Here is a 19,814-nt window from a genome sequence, read left to right on the forward strand (position 1 = left end):
CATCCGCGCGGGGCGGAGAAGGCGTCTCACAGGCGGGGCATCGTCACCACCCCGAGGAAGACGGCGACGTCGGTGCCCGTCTCGAACGTGTGGTCCGCGGTGTTCCCGATCCGCGCCGATCCCCCTGCGTCGACGCGCAGGTCCGACGAGCCGGACCGGACGAGAAGCTGGCCCTGGAGGACGTGGGCCATGGTCTCGGGTGCGCCCGCGGCGGGAGAGACGTGGTAGCGGTCGCCCCCGACCAGATGCCACTTCCACATCTCGACGAACACCTGGCTCGTCTGGACCGCCTGCAGGAGGCTCGCCCAACTCCCGTTCGGCGTCGACCACACCTCTACCCCCTCGGGCGGGCCCTCCCCCAGCACGCCGGCGAGCGCCGGGAACGTCGTGCCCAGCGCGGAGGCGATCCTGTCGACCGTCGCGATGCTCGGGTTGGCCTGGCCCAGTTCGATCTGCGTGAGCATCCGCCGGCTCACACCGCTGAGTTCGGCGAGCTTCACCACGCTCAGGTCCTTGCCCTGCCGTACCGCGCGGATGCGGTTGCCCAGGAGGACGACCACCTCGGGACGGATCTGCTCGGTCATGCGCTCCTCAGCCGGTGTCTCGGGACGACTCCAAGATGAGCACTATAATGCTCACACATGCTTGTTCGGTTGCCGGGCCGGCCCGTCCGCCGTGTGCACAGACGAAGGTGAGAGGCGCGAATGACCCTCAAGCACGTGACTCCCCCGCTCCGGAAGACGGGTACGCCGCGGGCCGGGGCCAGCATCCTACGATGGCAGCTCGCCTATGGCACCCTCGGCGTGCCGCAGGCCGCCGCGCCCATCGCCTTCGGCCTGGTGGCCCTCCCCCTCACCGGCTCGGTCGAGTCCGGCGCCACGATGGTCTTCGCCATGACCACGGCCCAGGTCCTGGGCGCCGTCCCCGTCTCGCGCCTGGGCAGACGGTTCAACGGTGTGCACTACCTCCGGGCCCTGATCGCCGTGCGCACGATAGCCCTCGCCGCGGTCACCGTGCTGGCGGCCGTGGGTGCCCCGTTCGCGTTCCTCGTCGCCGCGGTCGTCGCCGCGGGCCTCGTCAACGGAGCCGCCTACGGCTACCAGCGGCTCCTCCTCAACCACCTGGTCTCCCCGGACCGGCTGCCCCGGGCACTGGGCGTGGCCGCGACGCTCAACGAGATCAACTTCGTGCTGTCCCCCGTGCTCGCGTCCCTGCTCGGCGCGGTCTCGCCCGTCGGGGCGATGGCGGCGATCACCGTGCTCGGAGTGGGGCCCATGCTCCTGCTGCCCCCGATTCCGCAGGCGCGCGGACCCCAGGACGGCCAACCGAGCGGCACGGGCGAACGGATCCCCGCCGAGGTGCTCCTCTGGCTGTTCTGCGCGGCCGCGGGGGGCGCAGCGGTCGCGGCCGTCGAGGTCGGCGCCGTGTCGTTCGCCCTCTCCTTCGGGCTCGCCCCGGGCTGGGCGTTCCTGTTCGCCTCGGTCCTGTGCGTCGGCGCCGTGACCGGCGGCGTCTGGGTCAGCCTCCGCAACCGTGTGCCGGAGCGCTGGAAGGTCGCCTTCTTCCTCGTGATGAGCACCGCGGCCTCCGGCGTGATCCTCGCCGGAGGGCACATCGCCCTGACCCTCGCGGGAGCGGCGGTCCTGGGGTTCTTCCTGCCGCTCCTGGGGACGTTCTACTCACTGGTCGTCGACGGACTCGCTCCGCCCGGACGCCGTGCGGAGATGTTCGCCTTCCTGCGCACGGCGAACTCGCTCGGCGTCATCGCCACCAGCGGCCTGCTCGCCCTCCGAGGCCTGCCGACCGCGCTCCTCGGCAGTGCGGCGCTCCTGCTGCTCGCGTCGTGCCTGGCCGCGCTCCACGCCGTCCTCGCCCGCCGCGGACGCCGCCCCGGCCCCTGACGCATGTCGACGGCCGCGAGGACGTCAGCGCCTGCGCTCACGGGAACACCGATGGGCACAGGCCGCCGGGCTTCCCGCCGGCCGGCTCCGCACCGGGGACCGGTCGTCGCCGGCCGGGGGACGGCAGGGCCGGCGGCCACGCAGGTGTCCGTGTGCTCGCGGGCCGGGGCATCGTCGCGTCGGCCCGCGCCCTGTTTCCCCGGGGCTCCGGGAGAACCGTCTACGTAGGTATCGCCGACGCGACGGCGCCCCGTCCCGCGGGATGTTCGTCCCATGGAACGTCGCACAGCTCTCAAGGTCCTCGGTATCGGCATCGGCGGGGCGTTCGCCCTCGCCGGAGGCGGCCTCGGCGTCTACTACGCCGCCGCGAAACGGGACACCGCCGGGAGGATCGGCTTCGACTCGGCGCTGGCCATCCCTCCCCTGGCCGAGTCCGCGCCCGGCGAGGCGGGGTCACGGGTGTTCACGCTCGGCCTCCGGTCGGGCGAGACGGCGTTCAAGGAGGGGGCGGCCACCCGCACCTGGGGCGTGAACGGCACCTATCTCGGCCCCACGGTCCGCGCCCGGCGCGGCGAGGAGGTCGCGTTCGCGGTGCGCAACGAACTGGACCGGGAGACCTCGCTCCACTGGCACGGCATGCACCTGCCCGCGGCCATGGACGGCGGACCGCACCAGACCGTCGCCCCCGGCGGCACCTGGGAGCCGCGGTGGAGGATCGACCAGCAAGCGGCGACGCTCTGGTACCACCCCCACGTGCACGGGGCGACCGGTGACCACACCTACCGGGGACTGACCGGGCTGTTCATCGTCGACGACGACGCGACCGACGCGCTGAACCTGCCCTCGGAATACGGCGTCGACGACATCCCGATGATCGTCCAGGACCGCGCGTTCGACCGGGACAACCAGTTCGAGGAGAGGATCCCGCTGGCGGGCTCGCTGGGCGTGATCGGTGACGAGATCCTCGTCAACGGCACGCTGGGCCCGTACTTCGACGTCACGACCGGGCTCGTGCGGCTGCGACTGCTCAACGGGTCCAACGCCCGCCTGTACAACTTCGGTTTCTCGGACGACCGGGCCTTCTCGCTCGTGGCCACCGACGGCGGCCTGCTCGCCGAGCCGTGGGAGACCGACCGCCTGCACCTGTCGCCGGGCGAGCGGGCGGAGATCGTCGTGGCCTTCGAGCCCGGCGAGACCGTCGAGCTGCGCTCCTACCCCTCCCCGGAGTACGGCGGGGCGTCGGGGAGGCTCGACGGCTTCGCGGACCTGCTCGACATCTGCCGGTTCAGGGCCGCCGACACCCTGTCCGACGGCACCGAGGTCCCCGCGGTGCTCGGCGCAGCGCCGGACCTGGCCGCCGAGGCGGTGGCGCAGGAGCGCTCCTTCGTGCTCGCCTCGGACCGGATCAACGACCGCTCGATGGCGATGGACCGCATCGACTTCGGCGTCCGCGAGGGCACCGTGGAGGTGTGGGAGGTGACCAACGACAACGGCTACCTGCACAACTTCCACGTCCACGACGTCCAGTTCCAGGTCCTGACGGTCGACGGCGAGACCCCGCCGCCCCACCTGCGGGGCTGGAAGGACACGGTCATGGTGGCCCAGGGCAGGCACTACCGGCTCGCGATGCGCTTCGGCGGCCACACCGACCCGAACATGCCGTACATGTACCACTGCCACCTGCTGCAGCACGAGGACGACGGGATGATGGGCCAGTTCGTCGTGCTGGGCGAGGGCGAGGAGGTCGGCGCGGTGCCGGCTGCGCACGACCACGCCTGAGGGGCGCGCTGCGCGATGGCCGCCGTCGGGGCGGCCGGCCCGTCGCCGGAGGGGCGCCCGCGGAACCGTACGCGCACGCGCCGACGCCCGAGGCGTGCGGCACCCGCACACGGTCCGGTTCTGCCGAAGCCGCGGTGAGCCGCACAGCAGTCCGGTGAGTCGCCGCACCCGGCCCCGTGGCCGCGCCGCGGGCGGGTGTCGGCGGACGGCGGTAGCGGTGATTCCTTTTCAGGTCGGGTTTTCGGAATTCCGTGTGCTGACAACCCATCGAGGCTTTGTCGCAGCGAATAACGGAATTCCCTGCGGCGGAGCCCCTGCCGTGATCATCGCGACCCGTGGCGGGCGATTCCGCCCGCCGAAGCACCGGCGCCGGACGCATGCCCCCAGGCCGGCCGCGCCGGGCCGTCCGGCCGTCCCCCGCCCCTCACAGCGCCGTCCGCCGGAGGGGCACAGGGCTCGTCGCGCCGCGAGTCGCTCTGACACAGATCGTCAACTGATTGATTCTCCCGGGGCTGGCCGCCACCCCGGTCCTGCGTAGGATTTCAAGAAGTCGGCAGTACGTTATTTGCGTATTTGACCCACTGCCGCGCCAAGCGTTCCGTTTTATCGACGACAGAAGGAAACACACCCTATGCGCGCCCTCGTGGTCGCTCACGGCGAGGCCGGTCCCATCCGGTTCGCCGATGTCGACGAGCCCGTACCGTCCACCGGTGAGGCGCTGGTGGAGATACGGCACATCGGCCTCAACTTCGGAGAGCTGAACTACGTGCACCGGTGGACGGCCGGCGCCGTGCACGGTCACGACGCGGCCGGAGTCGTGGTGCGCGCCGCATCCGACGGCTCGGGGCCGCCCGAAGGTACGCGCGTCGCACTGGGAATGACCCCTCACGCGTGGGCGGAGCGTGTGGCGGTCGACCCCGCCTCGCTCGGCTCCGTTCCCGAGGGCGTGGACCTGGCCGACGCCGCCGCGCTGGGGATCGCCGGAGTCACCGCGTTCCGGGTGCTGCGCAAGCGTTCCCTGCTGGCGCGCAACGTCCTGGTCACCGGTGCCAGCGGGGGCGTCGGGCACTTCGCCGTCCAGCTGGCGGCACTGGCGGGCGCCCGGGTGACGGCACTCGTCGGTTCGCCGGACCGGGCCGTCGGACTGCGCGGACTCGGCGCCGACGAGGTCCTGACCGACCTGGCCGAGACCGGGGACCGGTTCGACCTCGTCCTGGACACGGTCGGCGGGCCGCTGGTGGCCCGGGCGTGGAACTCGCTCGCCGAGGGCGGCACCATCCACCTGGTCGGTTACTCCTCGGGGCAGGAGACCACGTTCCCGCCAGGGGCCCTGTTCGGCTTCGGCGAACCCCGCAGCATCGCCACCTACGGCGACATGACACCGACCAGCGGGGAACTGGCGGACCTGCTGGACCTCATGGCCGCCGGGAGGCTCTCGGCGCCGGTCGGCCTGCGAGGCGACTGGCGGGACGTGGACGACGCCGTCCAGGCGCTGTTCGCGCGGAAGGTGCACGGAAAGGTCGTTCTCGACGTGGCCTGAAGCTGTGAACGAAGGAACGTGCGCTACCGCCCGCCGACGGGCGGTCCGCGGCGCGGACGAGAATGGACCCATGGACGTGTTGGCGGAGGTCTTGCGTGTCTCGGGTTCACGTGGGGCACTCGGGGTCATGGTGAAGGCCGGAGGAACCTGGGGCCTGTGGCTGGACTCCTCTCCGGGAGCGACACTGCACGTGGTCTCTCGCGGCACGGTGTGGCTGCACGCCTCAGGCGAGAAACCTCTTCGGGTGCAGGCCGGAGACGCCGTCCTGGTGCCGCCGGGCACCGCGCACGGGATAGCCGGCGGCGCCGGCGTGACCATGGGTTCCTGCGACCGTGAGGCGGCGGCCCGGTCTTTCGGCGACGGCCGGGCCCTGCGGCTGGGCTCGGAGCCGGCACAGGCGGAGGTGATCGTCCTGCACTATGAGCAGGACCCGGAGGTGAGCACACCGGTGCTCACCTCCCTGGCCCGGCCGATGCACGTCACAGCCCGCCAGAACACGCAGTTCGGGAGGACCGCCGAACTTCTCGCCGAGGAGCTCGCACAGCCGCAGATCGGCACCGCCGCCGCCGTCAACAGCATCGTCGACCTCCTGCTCGTCCAGTTCGTACGCGCCTGGCTGGCCCGCCACCCGGAGGAGCGGTCCGGCTCATGGCTGGGGGCGATGCGTGATCCGGTCGTGCGCGACGCCCTGGCACGCGTCCACGCCCGACCGGAGCACCCCTGGACCACGGAGGCCCTGGCCGTCGCGACGAGCGTCTCCCGGGCGACGCTGTCCAGGCGTTTCCGGTCCGCCCTCGGACAGACGCCGGGCGCGTACGTGACGCAGTGGCGCATCGACCTGGCGTCCGTCCGGCTCCGCGACACCGACGAGCCGGTCGAGTCGATCTCCGGCGCGGTGGGCTACGCCTCGCCGCACGCCTTCAGCCGTGCCTTCAGACGTGCCCGGGGCACGGCCCCCGGGGCGTACCGTTCCCGGTTCCGCCGGTGATCGCGGGCAGGAGGTCACCGGCGACACCTGCGCACGGGTGCGGTCCGGCCGTCCCCGGGCCGGGGCCCGGACGGACACGCCCTACCCCGGGGGCGCCGGCGACAGCGCCGGAGGCGTGCGCACGCCGAACTCGCGGCGCAGCGCCGACCTGGCGGCCAGGTGGCCCCCCATGCCGTGCACACCGGGTCCGGGCGGGGCGGACGCCGAACACAGGTAGACGCCGCGCAGAGGGGTGCGGTGCGGGTCCCAGCGGGGCACGGGCCGCAGCAGCGTCTGCCTGAGGGTCATCGCACCGGAGGCGATGTCGCCGCCCACGTAGTTGGGGTTGTACCGCTCCAGGTCGGCCGCGCTCCGGGAGCTCCGCGCCACCACGGTGTCGGCGAACCCGGGCGCGTACCGCTCGATGCGGGCGGTCACGAGCTCGGCGGGGTCGGCGGGGTCCCCGTGGGGCACGTGCGCGTAGGCCCACACCGGCCGGTGCCCCCCGGCGCCGACGCGCCCGGGATCGGCCGCGGCCGGGTCCACGACCAGGACGAACGGCGCCTCCCCCGGCCTGCCCCGGGCCACCAGGGACTCCTGCCGGAACACGGTCCCCTGGCGGCCCCCGAGGTGGACCGTCCCCGCCGCCCCCACCTCCGGGTTCGCCCAGGGGATCGGCTCCGAGGTGAGGAAGTCGACCTTGGCGGCCCCGGGGCCGTACCGGAAGGCGAGCAGGCCCGCGCGGTAGGCGCCGGGCAGCAGCGGGCCCGCGATCCTCAGGAACTCCTTCGGGGACAGGTCCAGGAACACGGCCCGCGCGCCTCGGACCTGCCTGAGGTCGTCGATCCGCTGCCCGGTGGCGAGGGTTCCGCCGTGGGCCCGGACATCGGCCGCCATCGCCTCGGCGATCCGCGCGCTCCCGCCGCGCGGGACCGGCCAGCCGGAGCCGTGGGCGAGGTGGCCCAGCAGGAGGGCGACCGCGGCCGAGGAGGGCGTGGGCATGCGGCCGACCACGTGGGCGCCCACCCCGGCGAGCAGCGCCGCGGCCTCCGGCCCCGCGAAGGCGTGCCGGGCCAACGGGGTGCCGTGGCGCAGCATGCCCAGCCCCAGCAGCAGCGGGGCGCGCAGGTCCGCGGGGAGGCTGCGCTGCCGGCCCAGTGCGAAGTCCACCACCGCGCGGCTGTGCTCCAGCAGCGGTTCCATCAGCGCCCGCCAGGCGCGCCCGTCACGGCCCAGGCCCGCGCAGGCGGCGTCCAGGTCGTGGTGGGCGAGCGCCGCCCGGCCGCCCTCCAGCGGGTGGGCGTAGCTGATCCGCGGCGTGAGCAGCTCCACGCCCCGGGCCGCCAGGTCGAACTCGCGGAAGAACGCGGACGCCGCCGCCATCGGGTGCACGGCCGAGCAGAGGTCGTGCACCACGTCGTCACGGAACAGCGGCGAGGTGCGCAGGCCGCCGCCGATGTCCTCCGCCGCCTCGTACACGGCCACGGACAGGCCCGCCCGGGCCATGGTGACCGCTGCGGCCAGGCCGTTGGGCCCGCTCCCCACCACGGCGACGTCCTCGCTCATGCCTTCCCCTTCCACACCCCGGCGGACTTCAGGCGCCGGGTTCGTAGACGTAGGGCCGGGTCCAGGTCACCGGCTCGAAGCCGCGCCTGCGCAGCGTGGGCTCCGAGGTCGGCAGGGCGTCGACCAGGACGTGGGTGCGCCCCCGCTCCCGCGCCTCCCCCAGCCTGCTGCCGACCAGCGCGGTGAACAGGCCCCGCTTGCGGTGCTCGGGCCGGGTGCGCCCGCCCGCCAGCTCGGCGTAGGGGCCGCCCGGCCGCAGGTGGATCCGGCCGCAGGCCGCGGGGCGTCCGTCCTCGTAGGCGATGTGGACGCTCATCGCCTCCGGTGCGCTCCGCAGTCCCTCGGCGAGCCTGCGCCGCTCCTGCTCCACGTCGCGCCGGCCGAGGGCGGCGGCAATCTCGGCGTAGTCGTCCAGGCCCCGCTCGTCCACGACGCGCCGGATGTCGCGCCCCTGCGGGTCGAAGGCCGCCGGGTCGGCCCCGTCGACCGCCAGCGCCAGCACGCTCTCCCGGTCGTCGGGCTCGAAACCCGCTGCGGTGAGCCGCTCGCCCAGGTCGGCGGGGGTGTCGTGGCCGTAGACCTTCCACTCCAGGGTGTAGGGCGTCCGGCGCGCGAGGTCGGCCTCCTCCCGGATGACCCCGTCGAGTTCACCGGGGGCGCAGCGCACGTAGACGATCCGGCGCTCGGAGCCGTCCGCCGCGTGCTCGCGGACGACGCCTCCCCGGCCGGTGCTGTCCCCCGAGGCCCGGCGCTCGCCGTCGAGCCCCGCCAACAGGTCGTGGTCACTCATACGGGGTTTCCTCACGGTCCAGGGTCCGGGCCACCGGCCGGTCGTCGGCCATGGCGTCGAGAATAGGGCAGAGGCCTTCCGGCAGGCCCCGGGCGCGCTGCACGCGGAAGATCTCGCTGTTGCAGGTCGGGGCGGGCTCCGGTTCGCCGCCGGAGAGCACGAAGGCGAACAGCGGGTCGGCCTCCTTCGATCGCCGCGGCAGCTCCCGGGCCGCGAAGGAGACGCCGCCTGCGCTCGGCGCCTGCGCTCGGTCGGGCCGGTCCAGGGCCACCATGACGTCGAGCATTCGTCGTCACGACGGCCACCACCCGCCCGACCGAACCCGGCCGGCCCTTCACCCGCTGGCCCGTCCGCAAACTCGAACCACCGCGACCACACTGCCCAGACCCGCTCCCTGCACGCCTGCCTGCGCCGGGGCAACGCCAACGCCCGCCACCCCGACGTCCTCGCCGCCCAGTGCCGCGAGCGCACCCGCGTCCGCAGCGAGAAGGGGCTGCGCCGGGGCGGACGACCCGCGAAAACCGGGTGAGTGCACCGACCACACCAACGACAATGGCACCATGACCGTTGATCGTGAGGCGCTTCAGGCCGGCTGGAACCGGGCCCGAAGCCACCTCGACACTGCTCGAGCCCACCTGGCGGGCCTGCCCGACATCGATTTCTCATTGACGCTCGAGTTCTTGGAGCACGACGAGCTGGGACTCGCCTTCGACTGCATCGTTGATCTCGGTGACGACCTCGACCTGCCGCTCGTGTTCTGGGAGTGCCTGGACCGAGCAGCCCGTGAGATGCGGCTCTACAGCGAGGCGCTGCACAAGCCCTACCTCACGGCCGCCGACACTTGCCTCCGACACCTCGCAGCCGCCTCCGAGCAGGTCTGACCGAACCCGGCGAACCTGTGCGGTCGCAGCACTAGGCTCGACGGGGTGAGCCACCCCGACACCGCAGCAGAGCGGCAGTTCTACGCGCGCCTGCCCGCCACCCGGGGCGCGGCGGGCGCGCTCATCCTCTCCCCCGGCGGACAGGTGCTGCTGGTGGAGCGCGCCTACAAGCCCGACCGGCCCTGGGGCCTCCCCGGCGGCATCGTCGAACACGGCGAGTCCCCGCTGGCCGCGTGCCGCCGCGAACTGGCCGAGGAACTCGGTGTCCGGGCCACCGTGACGCACCTGGCCGCCGTCGACTGGGTCCCGCCCTCCGGGGAGCGCACCGCCGCCCTCCAGTGGCTGTTCACCGCCCACCTGCCCGAGGGCGCCGAACTGCGCCTTCCCCCGGACGAGCTGTCGGGCTGCGCGTGGGTGGAACCCGGACGCCTCGGCGACCTGCTGCCCGCCCACGTGGCCCGGCGCGCCACCGCGGCCCTGGCCGCCCGGGCGTCCGGCACCACCGTCTACCTCGAGCACGGCCACCACGCGCTGGAGGAGGACCGTTGACCGCTCCCGGCGGCGGGTACGCGCCCGTCCACGCGGCCATGGCCGCCTGCTCGACGCCCTCATCGAGGGGGCGGGGATCCACCGGGCGCTGGACCCCGAACCCGCGGACCGCGAACTCACCCGCGAGGCCGTCGCGAAGATCACCGCGCCCCGACCCCGCACGCCCTGACCCGCTCAGGCCCCGTGCCGCGACCGGACACACCCGACAGGAGTACCGATGGGCTCGATGATGCGGCGCCCGACGATCATGGACATCGCCAGAGCGGCGGGGGTCTCCAAAGGAGCGGTGTCCTACGCCCTCAACGGCCGCCCCGGTGTCTCCGCGCAGACCCGCGAGCGCATCCTGGCCACCGCCCGCGACTTCGGCTGGTCGCCCAGCGGCCCGGCGCGCGCCCTGTCCTCGGGCGGCAGGACGGCCACCATCGGACTGGTGACCCGCAGGGCGGGCCGCCTCTGGGGCAGCCACTCCTCCTTCGCGCTCCTGGTCGAGGGGGTCCAGCACACACTCGCCTCCACCGGGATGGACATGATCGTGCACTCCGATCCCGACGGGGAGGGATCTCCGCGCCGCCGTTGGGAGACCCGGGGCCGTGTCGACGGTGTGATCCTGGCCGAGGAGCGCATGGGCCAGCCCCCCGCGTCTTCGCCAGCCGTGCCCGCCCTGGTCCTCGGAGCCGCGATGGAGGGGAACGGCACGCTGTCACTGCCGGTCGACGACCACCCCACGATGAACGAGGTCATGCACTACCTCGTCGCCCTGGGGCACACGAGCCTGGCCCACGTCGCGGGGCCGGCCGACCTCGCCCACGCGCACGCGCGGGCCAAGGCCTTCGAGCAGACCGCGCGCGACCTCGGCCACCGGGCCGTGGTCGTGCACACCGACGGCAGCGGGGAGCACAGCGCGCGTGCCACCCGGCGCCTCCTGGCCCTGCCCGAGAGCCCGACGGCCCTGGTGTACGACAACGACGTGATGGCGGTGGGCGGGCTGGCGGTGGCCGAGGAGATGGGCGTCGCGGTCCCCTCCGAGCTGTCCATCGTGGCCTGGGACGACTCGCTCCTGTGCCGTCTGGTGAGGCCGGCCCTGACGGCGGTCCGCCGCGACATCGTCGGATACGGCCGCCGTGCGGCGACCCTGCTCATCGGGGCCGTCGAGGGCGCACCGGTGGCCGAGGAGATGCTCCCCGGCGGAGAGCTGGTGCCCCGGGAGAGCAGCGGGCCCCTCCGCCTCCCCCGGTGAGGGCCCCGGCACAGCGGCATCACGCCGCGAGGCGTCGTGCAGTCCGACCCGCGCTCGCCGCGCGACGCCCTCCGGCCACGGGAGCGGGGCCGCGGGGCACCGCCGCGGGCCTCAGGCGGGCACGGGGCGCACCAGGACGTCGTAGGTCTCCGTGACCCGCTCCAGGTCCACCCCGAGTCCGCGCGCCCACGCGTCCAGCTCCTCCTGGGCCGCCCGTCCGTCCCGGTCGTCGTCTACCAGCACCTCGAGCTCCAGGAACACCCCGGCTCCCCGCACGTCGTCGAGGCACACCGCGATCGGGCCGGCCCGTCCCGTCCGACGGCTCTTGACAATCCGCACGCTCGGCACATAGCCCAGCGCGGTCAGGACACCGTGCATCCCGTCCCGGTCGGCGACGGCCGTCTCGTGCTCCACGCACTCCATCGCGTTCGCCAACGGGGTCTTGGCCGTCACGATGTGCACGCCGTCCTCGGTGCGCAGGCGGGCGAAGGTGAAGCCGCGCTTGCCCTGCCCCGGATCCCAGCCGGGGGGCGCGTAGGCCGTGTCGTCCTGGTGGACCGGCTCCCCCAGGGTCACCCCGGCCTCCCGGAGCGCGGTCAGAACCGCCTCCGGGTCGTGCACCCGGTACTTCGCCTCGATCTCCCGCATCCTCGGCCTCTCCTCGCAGCGCTGTCGGGGCGAGCGTAGTGAAGGCTCACGACGGCGTCCGGGGTTCGGCCCATCCGGCACCGGAATGCGAACGGATGTCCCTTTCGGGGCGTCCCCGGAACTGCGCTCAGGATGTCTTTCCCGTCGACCGGAAGTCCCCGAGGATTCCCGGGACCCTCTCTCTTGGGTTTTCAATCGGCGGGCGGCGGGTTCGCCGCTCAGGGGTCCTCGTACCCGGGCCCGCCGCTCGCCTCGTTCCGGCGCTCCTCGCCGCAGCCTGGGCGCGAGGTCCGCCCCGGACACGCCGGGGAGCTCAGCCCTTCAGACCGTAGAAGTGCACCGGGGAGTTCGGCCGGAAGCCGATGCGGGGGTACACGGGCGCCCCCGCCTCGGTCGCGTGCAGGGTCGCGCGGGTCAGGCCGGTGGCCCGCCCGCCCTCGTGCAGCGCCTTGCGCGTGACCGCCTCGCCGTAGCCCCTGCGCTGCCAGTCCGGGTGCGTGGCGACGAGCGCCACGAACAGGCGGCCCTCCGCCTCCACCGTCGCGGCGCACGTCACGGGGACGCCGTCGCGCAGGCCGAGGTAGGCGTACATCCCCTGTTTCCACAGCGCGGACCCGAGGAGCCCGTCGCGGCCGTCCTCCAGCGGGAACCCGTACGCGCGCGAGTTGAGGTCCGCGTACTCCCGGAGCAGCTCCTCGGTGGTCACGCGCACGAAGGCCAGGTCGGGATGGGAGGGCTCGGCGACGGGGAGGAGGTCGCCGGCCATGCCGGTGCCGGAGAAGGCGAACTCCAGGCCGGCCCTCTCCGCGGTCGCCCGCACCCCCTCCCGCGCGTCCTCGCCGAGGAGGTTCTCGAACAGCCACAGGAACCCCGGACGGGCCTTGGAGCGCATGATCTCCGCCGCCCCGGTCAGACGCTCCTCGACGAGCGGCGCGTCCGCGCCGACGTCGGTCAGCGTGACGCAGTTCCAGAACGCGAACCGGCAGTCGGCCCAGCGGACGGCGATGCCGGGCAGGTCCCGGACGTCGGCGTCCGCGTCGCGGTCGAGCACCATGGTGCGCCAGGCCGCGGCGAGCTGCCGCATCGATTCGATCGACTCCGTGCGATCAGTCATCGGAACCCTTCGAGCGGTGGGGAGGGGGAGCCCGTCCTGCCGGGCGTGGGGCGCCGCCCCGGCCCGTGGACGCGTGCGTACTCCGGCTCCACGATCCCCGACCGCCCCCCGGTTACCGGCCGGTTCGTCCGATCTGTGACCTGGAGGCCGCATGCGGCCGCGCCCCCTGACGGGGAGGGCCCGCGGCCCCGTGGGAGAGCAGTCGCCCCGGAGCCGCACCACGGTCCGCGCGTTCCGGACGCGCCCCGGGCCGCGGGTGCAGACCGGGGCGCGAAAGGACACGTGACGGGCCCCGCCCGTGTCAGCAGGAGCTGCTGGACAGGACCAGGTCGTAGCCGCCGTCGATGCCGCCGACCTTGTAGTTGATGCGCCCCAGAGCGCAGTTGCTTCCGGGCGAGTAGACCATGTCGCCCCAGCGCGTTCCGCTGATGGAGGTGCTCCCGGTGAACAGCGCCGAGACGCCGCGGTCGACGTCCCTGACGTCCATCCACAGACCGGCACGCTGGGAGGCCGGGATCGTCCCGGGGTAGCCGACGATGCGCACCCAGTTGGTCGAGCAGGTGGAGGACCACCTCAGCTGGAACGTCATCCCGTCACGGGAGATCTGGTCCACCGTGGTCGAATTGGCGGAGCATCCGGTGGACTGCGGGTCGGCGCCGTCGTAGACATGCGCGGACGCCGGGACCGCGGTCAGGGTCACGAGTCCGGCAGCGGCGGCGGCGACCGACACCAGGCGCCGCAAGCGCTTTCCGCGGGGGGTGGGGGACATGTGTCTTTTTCCTCACTCATGGCGATGATGGGGATGGGAACGTGCTCAGCCTCGTACGAGAGGGTCCGACCCCGTTGTGGGCAGTGTCCCTCGGCCCGAGGCCGCCGGGGAGTCCGTCCCTCCCCGGCTCACCCAAGCTATGGATTTCTCGCCGAAATGTCCTTGACCCACGGTCCTCGTTTTCTTGACCCTGAGTCCACACCCCACGACGAGGGAAAACGCCCTTCACACCCGCCCGTCTCGGCCTACCGCCATGTTCCGCGGGACAGAACCGGACGCCCCCGGCGGCGTCCCCCCACATCGGGCGCGGGAGGCGGCGGCGCCCGCGAGACCGGCTCCCGGCCCCGAGTGGTCCGGGCCGCTTCAGGCGGGCAACCGCTCGCGGGCCCCGTCCAGTTCCACGAGTTCCCGGCGGAGCCGCGCGGCGTCCCCCTCCGCCTTGCGCGCCTTGTTCCGCCATCCCCGGGTGGACCGGTACTTCTTCCTCATCCTGTCCGACGGCGGGGGGTGCAGCATCTTGTGGGAGTCGGCGGCGATCATCACCAGGGCATAACCGAGCAGGAAGAAGACCGACCAGAGCAACGCCGTCAGCGCCACCCCCGTGACCGCGTCCACCGCCCGGTCGTCGCTGAAGTAGAGCGGGAGGGCGAACAGGCACGCCGCACCCGCCGCGATCAGGCGGGCCCACGTGTGCTGCGTGTTCCGGCGCCTGAGCGCCAGTGCGAACGCCTCCCGCCGTTCGATCCTCTCGCTCAGCTTCCGGTGCCGGGAGTCGAGTCGGGCGAGGAGTTCGCGGAGCACACGGACCACCAGCCCGTGGCACGCCCACACCGGCTGCGGGGTCCCGGTCGGCGGCTCGGGCGGCAGGTGCCGCCGCAGCGACGGGTCCAGGGCGTCGCGGTCCCGCCCGACCGCGCGCCGCCACTCGTCCGGGGCCAGGACGGCCCGGAGGAACAGGCCGCCGTCCGCCCTGCGGTCGAACGCCGTCCGGGACCGGGGCTCGGCCGAGGACAGCACGGCGGCGTAGCGCTCGCTCTCCCGGAGGTAGAGGGCCAGCGCGGACCGCGCCGCCCTGATCATGCGCCGGTACTCGTCGCACCCCTGCCCGGGGCGGCACGGGTGGCCGGCTTCCCGGCAGTCGCACCCGGCCGCCGCCTCGGCCGCGTTCAGGGGCAGGTCGATGTCGTCGTCCAGCGGATCCGCCCGTCCGGCGGCCGTCGCCCGCGCTCCTGACAGTCCCACGTCGGTTCCCCGGTACCTCGGCGGCAGGTCCGGGCGGGCCCGGGCGACGAACCGCAGGACCGCCAGCTCGACGTCCACCGGCTGTAGGCGGAGCAGGTCCGGGTCGATCCCGGTGTCCCCCGGGTGCTCCGCGATCCACGCGGCCAGGTCGGCCCGCTCGTCCGGGTCCCCGAACAGCTCGCACGCGGCGTCCGTGTCCGCATGGAAGGCCTCGGCCAGGCCGCTGAGCGAGCGGTACCACCCGCCGGCGAACCCGTAGGGGCGCCCGGGCCGCACCCCGGGGCCCGGAAGCTCCTCTGTCAGCTCCGAGGTCTCCCGCAGGGTCGGGACGCTGCGGATCTCCTCCGTCGGCAGCGCCCCGGTCGCCGCGGTCCTGCCCGAGACCAGCGCGGTCTCGACGTCCGTGTCGTCCGCGCCGAGTCCCAGCAGGGAGTTGAGCACCTGGTGGGCGGTCGGGCGCCGGTCGGGCTCCTTGTCCAGGCACCGGACGACGAGTCCGCGCAGTTCCTCCGGGACTGCCGAGCAGTCGGGGTCGCCCGTCAGGATCCTCGCGATCACGGCGGCCTGGGTGCGCCCCTCGAACGCGTGCCGTCCGCTCGCCGCGTAGACCATCACCGCGCCCCACGAGAAGACGTCCACCGCGGGGGTCAGGAACGGGGCGTCGTTCAGCCGTTCGGGCGCCATGTAGAGCAGGGTCCCGACCTTGGCCGTGGCCTGGAAGGCCGTGTTCTCGAAGGAGCGCGCTATCCCGAAGTCGATGACCCTGGGGCCGTCCGGCGCCATCATGATGTTGTCCGGTTTGAAGTCCCGGTGGGCGACGCCGGCCCGGTGGATGGCCGTCAGCGCGGTGGCCGTGGACACGGCCAGGCGGTGCAGGTCCGCGCCTCGGCGCGGGCCCCGCGCCCCGATCTCCTGCGTGAGCGTGCGGCCCTCGATGAACTCACTGGCGATCCAGGGCCGCTCGGCGTGCGGGTCGGCGTCCAGGACGCGCGCCACGCAGAACGGGCTGACCCTGCGTGCCGCCGCCACCTCGCGGGCGAACGTCTCCCTCAGGCCCGGGGCCGCGCCCGCGCCGGCGTGGAGGAGCTTCACCGCCGCGGGGCCGCCGCCGGGGGCCTGGGCCCGGTAGACGACGCCGAAGCCGCCCCGGCCTAGCTCCTCCAGGAGCCGGTATCCGCCGATCTCGCCGGTCTCCGCGTCCATGACCCACCACGCCCTGTCGCCCGTCCCCTCGCGGGGCCCGGGATCCGCTCCTCAGACGTGTATAGCGCCGCGGCGATCCGTGCGGAAGGGCCGGTTCCTCCTCCCGGCCGCGACCGCTTCCTCGACCAGCGGTGATCAGGCGGGCGCGGAGAAATCCGCGCCGGCCCTCGCCTTTCACGTGTGCCGCACGCGCGTTCCTGTCCGAGGGCGGGGGCGCCGGGGCAGGCTCGGCAACCGCCGGTGACGGGCATGGACCGAGAGCGCGGCGCGGCCGCCTGATCCGTGTGTATCCAGGGGCGGGGACCGGGGACGTGTTTCCGGAAGTACGACACCGGCAGACAGGTGGCGAGTGCCCCGATCCCGCAACCCCGCCGCAGAACGTTCGAGCCACGCTCCCCCGAACAATCATGAGATGAACCACCTTGTTGGGGCTTGCCATTAAAGTGGGAGCCACTATCATTTTGGGCATGGATACCACTATTGGTCTTCGGGAGCGCCGTCGTCGCGCCACCCTGGCCGAGATCGAGAACGCGGCGCTCGATCTCTTCGAACGCCAGGGCTTCGAGAACACGACCGTCGAACACATCGCGGCTGCCGCCGGGGTCTCCACGAGCACCTTCTTCCGCTACTTCCCCGCCAAAGAGGACGCGGCACTGGGAACCAACCAGGCCTTCGAGGCTGCGCTCGCCTCCCGCTTGGAGGGGTGTGCGAGCACTTCCGAACCCCTGCGCGAGGTGGAGCGGGTCGTGGTCGAGGTCCTGCAGGAGCTGGAAGCCGAGCGCACCGACGTCATCGAGCGCATGCTCCGCGTGCGGCGCCTGGCCGGAGCCGACGCGGCCCTGCGCAGTGCGGCGCAGCGCCGTGAGGCCGAGCAGTGCGACCGGTTCGTACAGATGATGGCGGCCACGGCCGAGACCACCGTCATCGACCTGCGCGTGCGAGTGCTGGCCGAGACCGTCAGCGCGGCCCTGCGCGCCTCCTTCGACTCCTGGGCCGCCGACAGCGAGGACGGTTTGGCGCAGACCTTCCAGGCCGCCTGCGCTCACCTGCGCGAACTCACCGCACCGTGACCTTCCACATCCCGCCGATTTCTTCCCCGCACCATGTGAGGACCACACCATGAAGGCTGCGCTGATCACCGGCCGTGAACAGGTCGATTTCGCCGAGTTCCCACTGCCGGAGAAGGCCGGGCCGGGCACCGCCGTGGTGGAGATCGGCCGGACCGGCATCTGCGGATCCGACGTCTCGGCGTTCAAGGACGGCCACGACTACCCGCCCTTCCTGTCCGGGCACGAATGGGGCGGCGCCGTCCTGGACGTCGGCGAGGGCGTGGCGGACTTGGCCGTGGGCGACCGGGTGGTCGCCGGGACCCCGCCGGCCTGCGGCCGGTGCGCGATGTGCCGGGCCGGGCACGCCCAACGCTGCGAGGGCCTGACGGCCCTGTCGTTCGGCACCCATCCCCTGACCCCGGCGCACGGTGCCTACGCCGAGCGCATCACCGTGCCCGCCGAGATGCTCATCCGCCTCCCCGACGGTGTCGACGACGACCAGGCCGCCATGATCGAACCGGCCACCGTGGCGCTGCACGCCGTACGCCGCCGTCCCCCGCTCCTGGGCGAGACCGCCGTGGTCATGGGGGCCGGTCCCGTGGGGCTGTTCGCGGTGCAGCTGCTGCGTCTGTCCGGTACGGGACGGGTGGTGGTGGTCGAGCCCCGTCAGCGCCGACGCGGCCTGGCCCTGGAACTGGGCGCAGATGCCGCGGTCGCGCCGGGCGCCGAGGCCGCCGCCGCGGTGCAGCACGCCTCGGGCGGGCTGGGCGCGGACCTCGTCTTCGACTGCGCGGGCAACGAGGCCGCGCTGACCGCGGCCGTGGAGCTGTGCCGCCCGGGCGCCACCATCATGATGCTCGGAGTGGCGTCGGGATCGGTGAGCGTCTCCCCGCTGGCGTGGCTGAGCAAGGAGCTGACCGTCCAGACCTCCCTGGCCCACCTGAACCACGAGTTCACCGTCACCGCCGACCTGATCGCCTCCGGTCGGCTGCGCACCGAACCCCTGCACGACGCGACCGTGGGCCTGACCGAGCTGCCCCGGGCCCTGGCCGACCTGGCCGCGGGCCAGGACCACGTCAAGGTCCTGGTCGACCCGCGCGCCTGAACGCACCATCGCGTTCCATCCCGACCGTTTCCACCCGACCTCTGGAGGTACCGCATCATGCGAGCACTCGTTCTGGACCGGCCCGGCGCCTGCGACACCCTGCATCCGGCCGACCTGCCCCTGCCCGAGCCCGCGCCCGGGCAGGTCCGCATCAAGGTTCAGGCGTGCGGGCTCAACCCCTCGGACTACCAGCGGGCCGCCTACGGCATCCCCGAATGGGAGTGGCCCGCCGTGCTGGGCCTGGACGTGGTCGGCGTCATCGACGCACTGGGCCCGCAGGTGGAGGGACCGGCCGTGGGGCAGCGGGTGGCCTACACCGGCGACATCCGCGAGCGCGGCGGGTTCGCCGAATACACCCTGGCACGCGCCGAAGTCCTAGCCGTGGTCCCCGAAGAGGTCTCCTCCGCGCAGGCTGCGGCCCTGCCCTCGGCAGGGTTGACCGCCTACCAGGCGATCGTGCGCCGCCTGCACGTCGGCGAGCAGGACACCGTCCTGATCACCGGCGCCGCCGGAGGCGTGGGCGGGTTCGCCACCCAACTGGCCGCCCTGACCGGAGCGCGCGTACTGGCCACCGAGGCCGCCCACAACACCGACCGCGTCAAGAAGCTCGGCGCGGACCAGGTCATCGACTTTCGCACCGAGGACATCCCCGCCCGGGTCATGGAGCTGACGCACGGACGCGGGGTGGACGCGGTCCTGGACACCGTCGGCGCGGACTCGGCCACCGCCAACCTGTCCCTGCTCGCCCACACCGGCGGTATCGCCACCGTCGCCGGACGCCCGGACCTGGAGACGGTGGCGCCCTTCGGGGTCGCGCCCTCGGTCCACGAGATCGCCCTGGGCGCCGCCTACACCCTGGGTGACCAGCGTGCCCGCCGCGACCTGTCGTTCATGCTCACCGACCTGCTTTCCCTGCTCGCCCAGGGAAAGCTCGACGCGATGCTCACCAGGACCATCTCGCTGGAGGAGGTTCCCCGGGCGCTGGTCGAGCTGTCCGCACGCACGATGAGCGGCAAAACCGTGTGCCTCCTCGACTGAGACACACCCGATCCGGGCTGCGGACCCGGACCGGAGCACCGTTCGTATCCACAGCACCGCCGGGAGCCGTGTCGGGGCCGGCTTCGACAAACAGGCGTCCGCGCCGGAATGACGAGATCGGCCCCGGACCATTCCAGGACCGGGCTTCCTCGGACGCGAGCCAGCCGCTTCCCCTCGGCACCCGGAGGCCGGTCGGCATCGCTCAGCTCGCTGCGCCCGCCCGGCATGCCCGGGCGCAGGGGCTCCGGTCCACGTGGAAGAGCCGGTCACGGATCAGCGGTGCGACGCCTCCAGCAGCGCCGGGGCGTCATCGACCGTGCGGGCCCGGAGCCGGACCACAGTGGCCACCAGAGCTGCCGAACGCCGCTGGGTACCGCGGCGGCACACCGGGGTGGCCTTGCCCGAGAGCCCGTGGCGGGCCACCTCGGCAACGGCC

18 protein-coding genes and 1 pseudogene are annotated in these 19,814 nt (G+C 73.4%); 11 read left to right on the forward strand and 8 right to left on the reverse strand.

All coding sequences use genetic code 11. The features are described from left to right. Positions 1-26 precede the first annotated feature (26 nt). On the reverse strand, positions 27-584 hold the full coding sequence (locus tag ACFQBR_RS22420) for a helix-turn-helix transcriptional regulator (RefSeq protein ID WP_344177607.1): 558 nt from the start codon (positions 582-584) through the stop codon (positions 27-29). Positions 585-704: 120 nt separating this feature from the next. Between ACFQBR_RS22420 and ACFQBR_RS22425 the strand changes: the two genes are divergently transcribed. The 4 genes from ACFQBR_RS22425 (at position 705) to ACFQBR_RS22440 (ending at position 6,208) form a co-directional block, all read left to right on the forward strand. Beyond that, a complete protein-coding gene (locus tag ACFQBR_RS22425; protein ID WP_344177609.1) occupies positions 705-1,901 on the forward strand; it encodes an MFS transporter in 1,197 nt (398 codons plus the stop codon). A 273-nt stretch (positions 1,902-2,174) separates the two neighbouring features. Further along, complete coding sequence (locus ACFQBR_RS22430; protein WP_344177611.1) at positions 2,175-3,680, forward strand: multicopper oxidase family protein; 1,506 nt, start codon at positions 2,175-2,177, stop codon at positions 3,678-3,680. 631 nt (positions 3,681-4,311) lie between these two features. Continuing rightward, on the forward strand, positions 4,312-5,220 hold the full coding sequence (locus tag ACFQBR_RS22435; protein WP_344177613.1) for a zinc-binding dehydrogenase: 909 nt from the start codon (positions 4,312-4,314) through the stop codon (positions 5,218-5,220). 70 nt (positions 5,221-5,290) lie between these two features. Further along, positions 5,291-6,208: an AraC family transcriptional regulator gene (locus ACFQBR_RS22440; RefSeq protein WP_344177615.1), complete on the forward strand. Its 918-nt coding sequence runs from the start codon at positions 5,291-5,293 to the stop codon at positions 6,206-6,208. Between the two features lie 81 nt (positions 6,209-6,289). On the opposite strand, the gene ACFQBR_RS22445 is transcribed toward ACFQBR_RS22440, so the two are convergent. Genes ACFQBR_RS22445 through ACFQBR_RS22455 form a run of 3 tightly spaced genes read right to left on the reverse strand, consistent with a single transcriptional unit; the run spans position 6,290 to position 8,829 of the window. Further along, positions 6,290-7,753, reverse strand: a complete 1,464-nt coding sequence (locus tag ACFQBR_RS22445; RefSeq protein WP_344177617.1) for a phytoene desaturase family protein — start codon at positions 7,751-7,753, stop codon at positions 6,290-6,292. Positions 7,754-7,781: 28 nt separating this feature from the next. Continuing rightward, the gene (locus ACFQBR_RS22450; protein ID WP_344177620.1) at positions 7,782-8,543 is read right to left on the reverse strand and encodes a GNAT family N-acetyltransferase; all 762 of its coding nucleotides are present in this window, start codon (positions 8,541-8,543) and stop codon (positions 7,782-7,784) included. Further along, complete coding sequence (locus ACFQBR_RS22455; RefSeq protein WP_344177730.1) at positions 8,536-8,829, reverse strand: hypothetical protein; 294 nt, start codon at positions 8,827-8,829, stop codon at positions 8,536-8,538. The genes ACFQBR_RS22450 and ACFQBR_RS22455 overlap by 8 nt, the downstream gene beginning before the upstream one ends. A gap of 63 nt (positions 8,830-8,892) precedes the next feature. Between ACFQBR_RS22455 and ACFQBR_RS22460 the strand changes: the two are divergent. The 4 genes and pseudogenes from ACFQBR_RS22460 to ACFQBR_RS22475 form a co-directional block, all read left to right on the forward strand. Beyond that, positions 8,893-9,072, forward strand: a pseudogene (locus ACFQBR_RS22460) (IS630 family transposase); the annotation flags it as partial. 31 nt (positions 9,073-9,103) lie between these two features. Then, positions 9,104-9,424, forward strand: coding sequence for a MafI family immunity protein (locus ACFQBR_RS22465; protein WP_344177622.1), 321 nt, complete (start codon positions 9,104-9,106; stop codon positions 9,422-9,424). 45 nt (positions 9,425-9,469) lie between these two features. Continuing rightward, positions 9,470-9,973: an NUDIX hydrolase gene (locus tag ACFQBR_RS22470; protein ID WP_344177624.1), complete on the forward strand. Its 504-nt coding sequence runs from the start codon at positions 9,470-9,472 to the stop codon at positions 9,971-9,973. A 217-nt stretch (positions 9,974-10,190) separates the two neighbouring features. Then, positions 10,191-11,210 carry a LacI family DNA-binding transcriptional regulator gene (locus tag ACFQBR_RS22475; protein WP_344177626.1) on the forward strand — a complete coding sequence of 340 codons (1,020 nt, stop codon included), beginning with the start codon at positions 10,191-10,193 and terminating at the stop codon, positions 11,208-11,210. Between the two features lie 111 nt (positions 11,211-11,321). On the opposite strand, the gene ACFQBR_RS22480 is transcribed toward ACFQBR_RS22475, so the two are convergent. The 4 genes from ACFQBR_RS22480 to ACFQBR_RS22495 form a co-directional block, all read right to left on the reverse strand. Continuing rightward, positions 11,322-11,858 carry a class IV adenylate cyclase gene (locus ACFQBR_RS22480; RefSeq protein ID WP_344177628.1) on the reverse strand — a complete coding sequence of 179 codons (537 nt, stop codon included), beginning with the start codon at positions 11,856-11,858 and terminating at the stop codon, positions 11,322-11,324. Between the two features lie 313 nt (positions 11,859-12,171). Continuing rightward, positions 12,172-12,972 carry a GNAT family N-acetyltransferase gene (locus ACFQBR_RS22485; RefSeq protein ID WP_344177630.1) on the reverse strand — a complete coding sequence of 267 codons (801 nt, stop codon included), beginning with the start codon at positions 12,970-12,972 and terminating at the stop codon, positions 12,172-12,174. A gap of 301 nt (positions 12,973-13,273) precedes the next feature. Continuing rightward, a complete protein-coding gene (locus ACFQBR_RS22490) occupies positions 13,274-13,741 on the reverse strand; it encodes a DUF2690 domain-containing protein (protein WP_344177632.1) in 468 nt (155 codons plus the stop codon). 363 nt (positions 13,742-14,104) lie between these two features. Beyond that, positions 14,105-16,186, reverse strand: a complete 2,082-nt coding sequence (locus ACFQBR_RS22495; RefSeq protein ID WP_344177635.1) for a serine/threonine-protein kinase — start codon at positions 16,184-16,186, stop codon at positions 14,105-14,107. A 467-nt stretch (positions 16,187-16,653) separates the two neighbouring features. Here ACFQBR_RS22495 and ACFQBR_RS22500 point away from each other — a divergent pair, with 467 nt between their 5' ends. From ACFQBR_RS22500 to ACFQBR_RS22510, 3 genes are read left to right on the forward strand one after another with little or no spacing between them, the layout of a single operon-like run. Further along, entirely contained in the window at positions 16,654-17,256 is a 603-nt protein-coding gene (locus ACFQBR_RS22500) for a TetR family transcriptional regulator (protein WP_344177637.1), read from the forward strand. A 49-nt stretch (positions 17,257-17,305) separates the two neighbouring features. After that, a complete protein-coding gene (locus ACFQBR_RS22505) occupies positions 17,306-18,340 on the forward strand; it encodes a zinc-dependent alcohol dehydrogenase (protein WP_344177639.1) in 1,035 nt (344 codons plus the stop codon). A 57-nt stretch (positions 18,341-18,397) separates the two neighbouring features. Next, positions 18,398-19,378: a zinc-binding dehydrogenase gene (locus tag ACFQBR_RS22510; protein ID WP_344177642.1), complete on the forward strand. Its 981-nt coding sequence runs from the start codon at positions 18,398-18,400 to the stop codon at positions 19,376-19,378. Positions 19,379-19,814: the final 436 nt, after the last annotated feature.

It is taken from the genome of Nocardiopsis tropica (genome assembly GCF_042660575.1).
GTDB lineage: Bacteria > Actinomycetota > Actinomycetes > Streptosporangiales > Streptosporangiaceae > Nocardiopsis > Nocardiopsis tropica.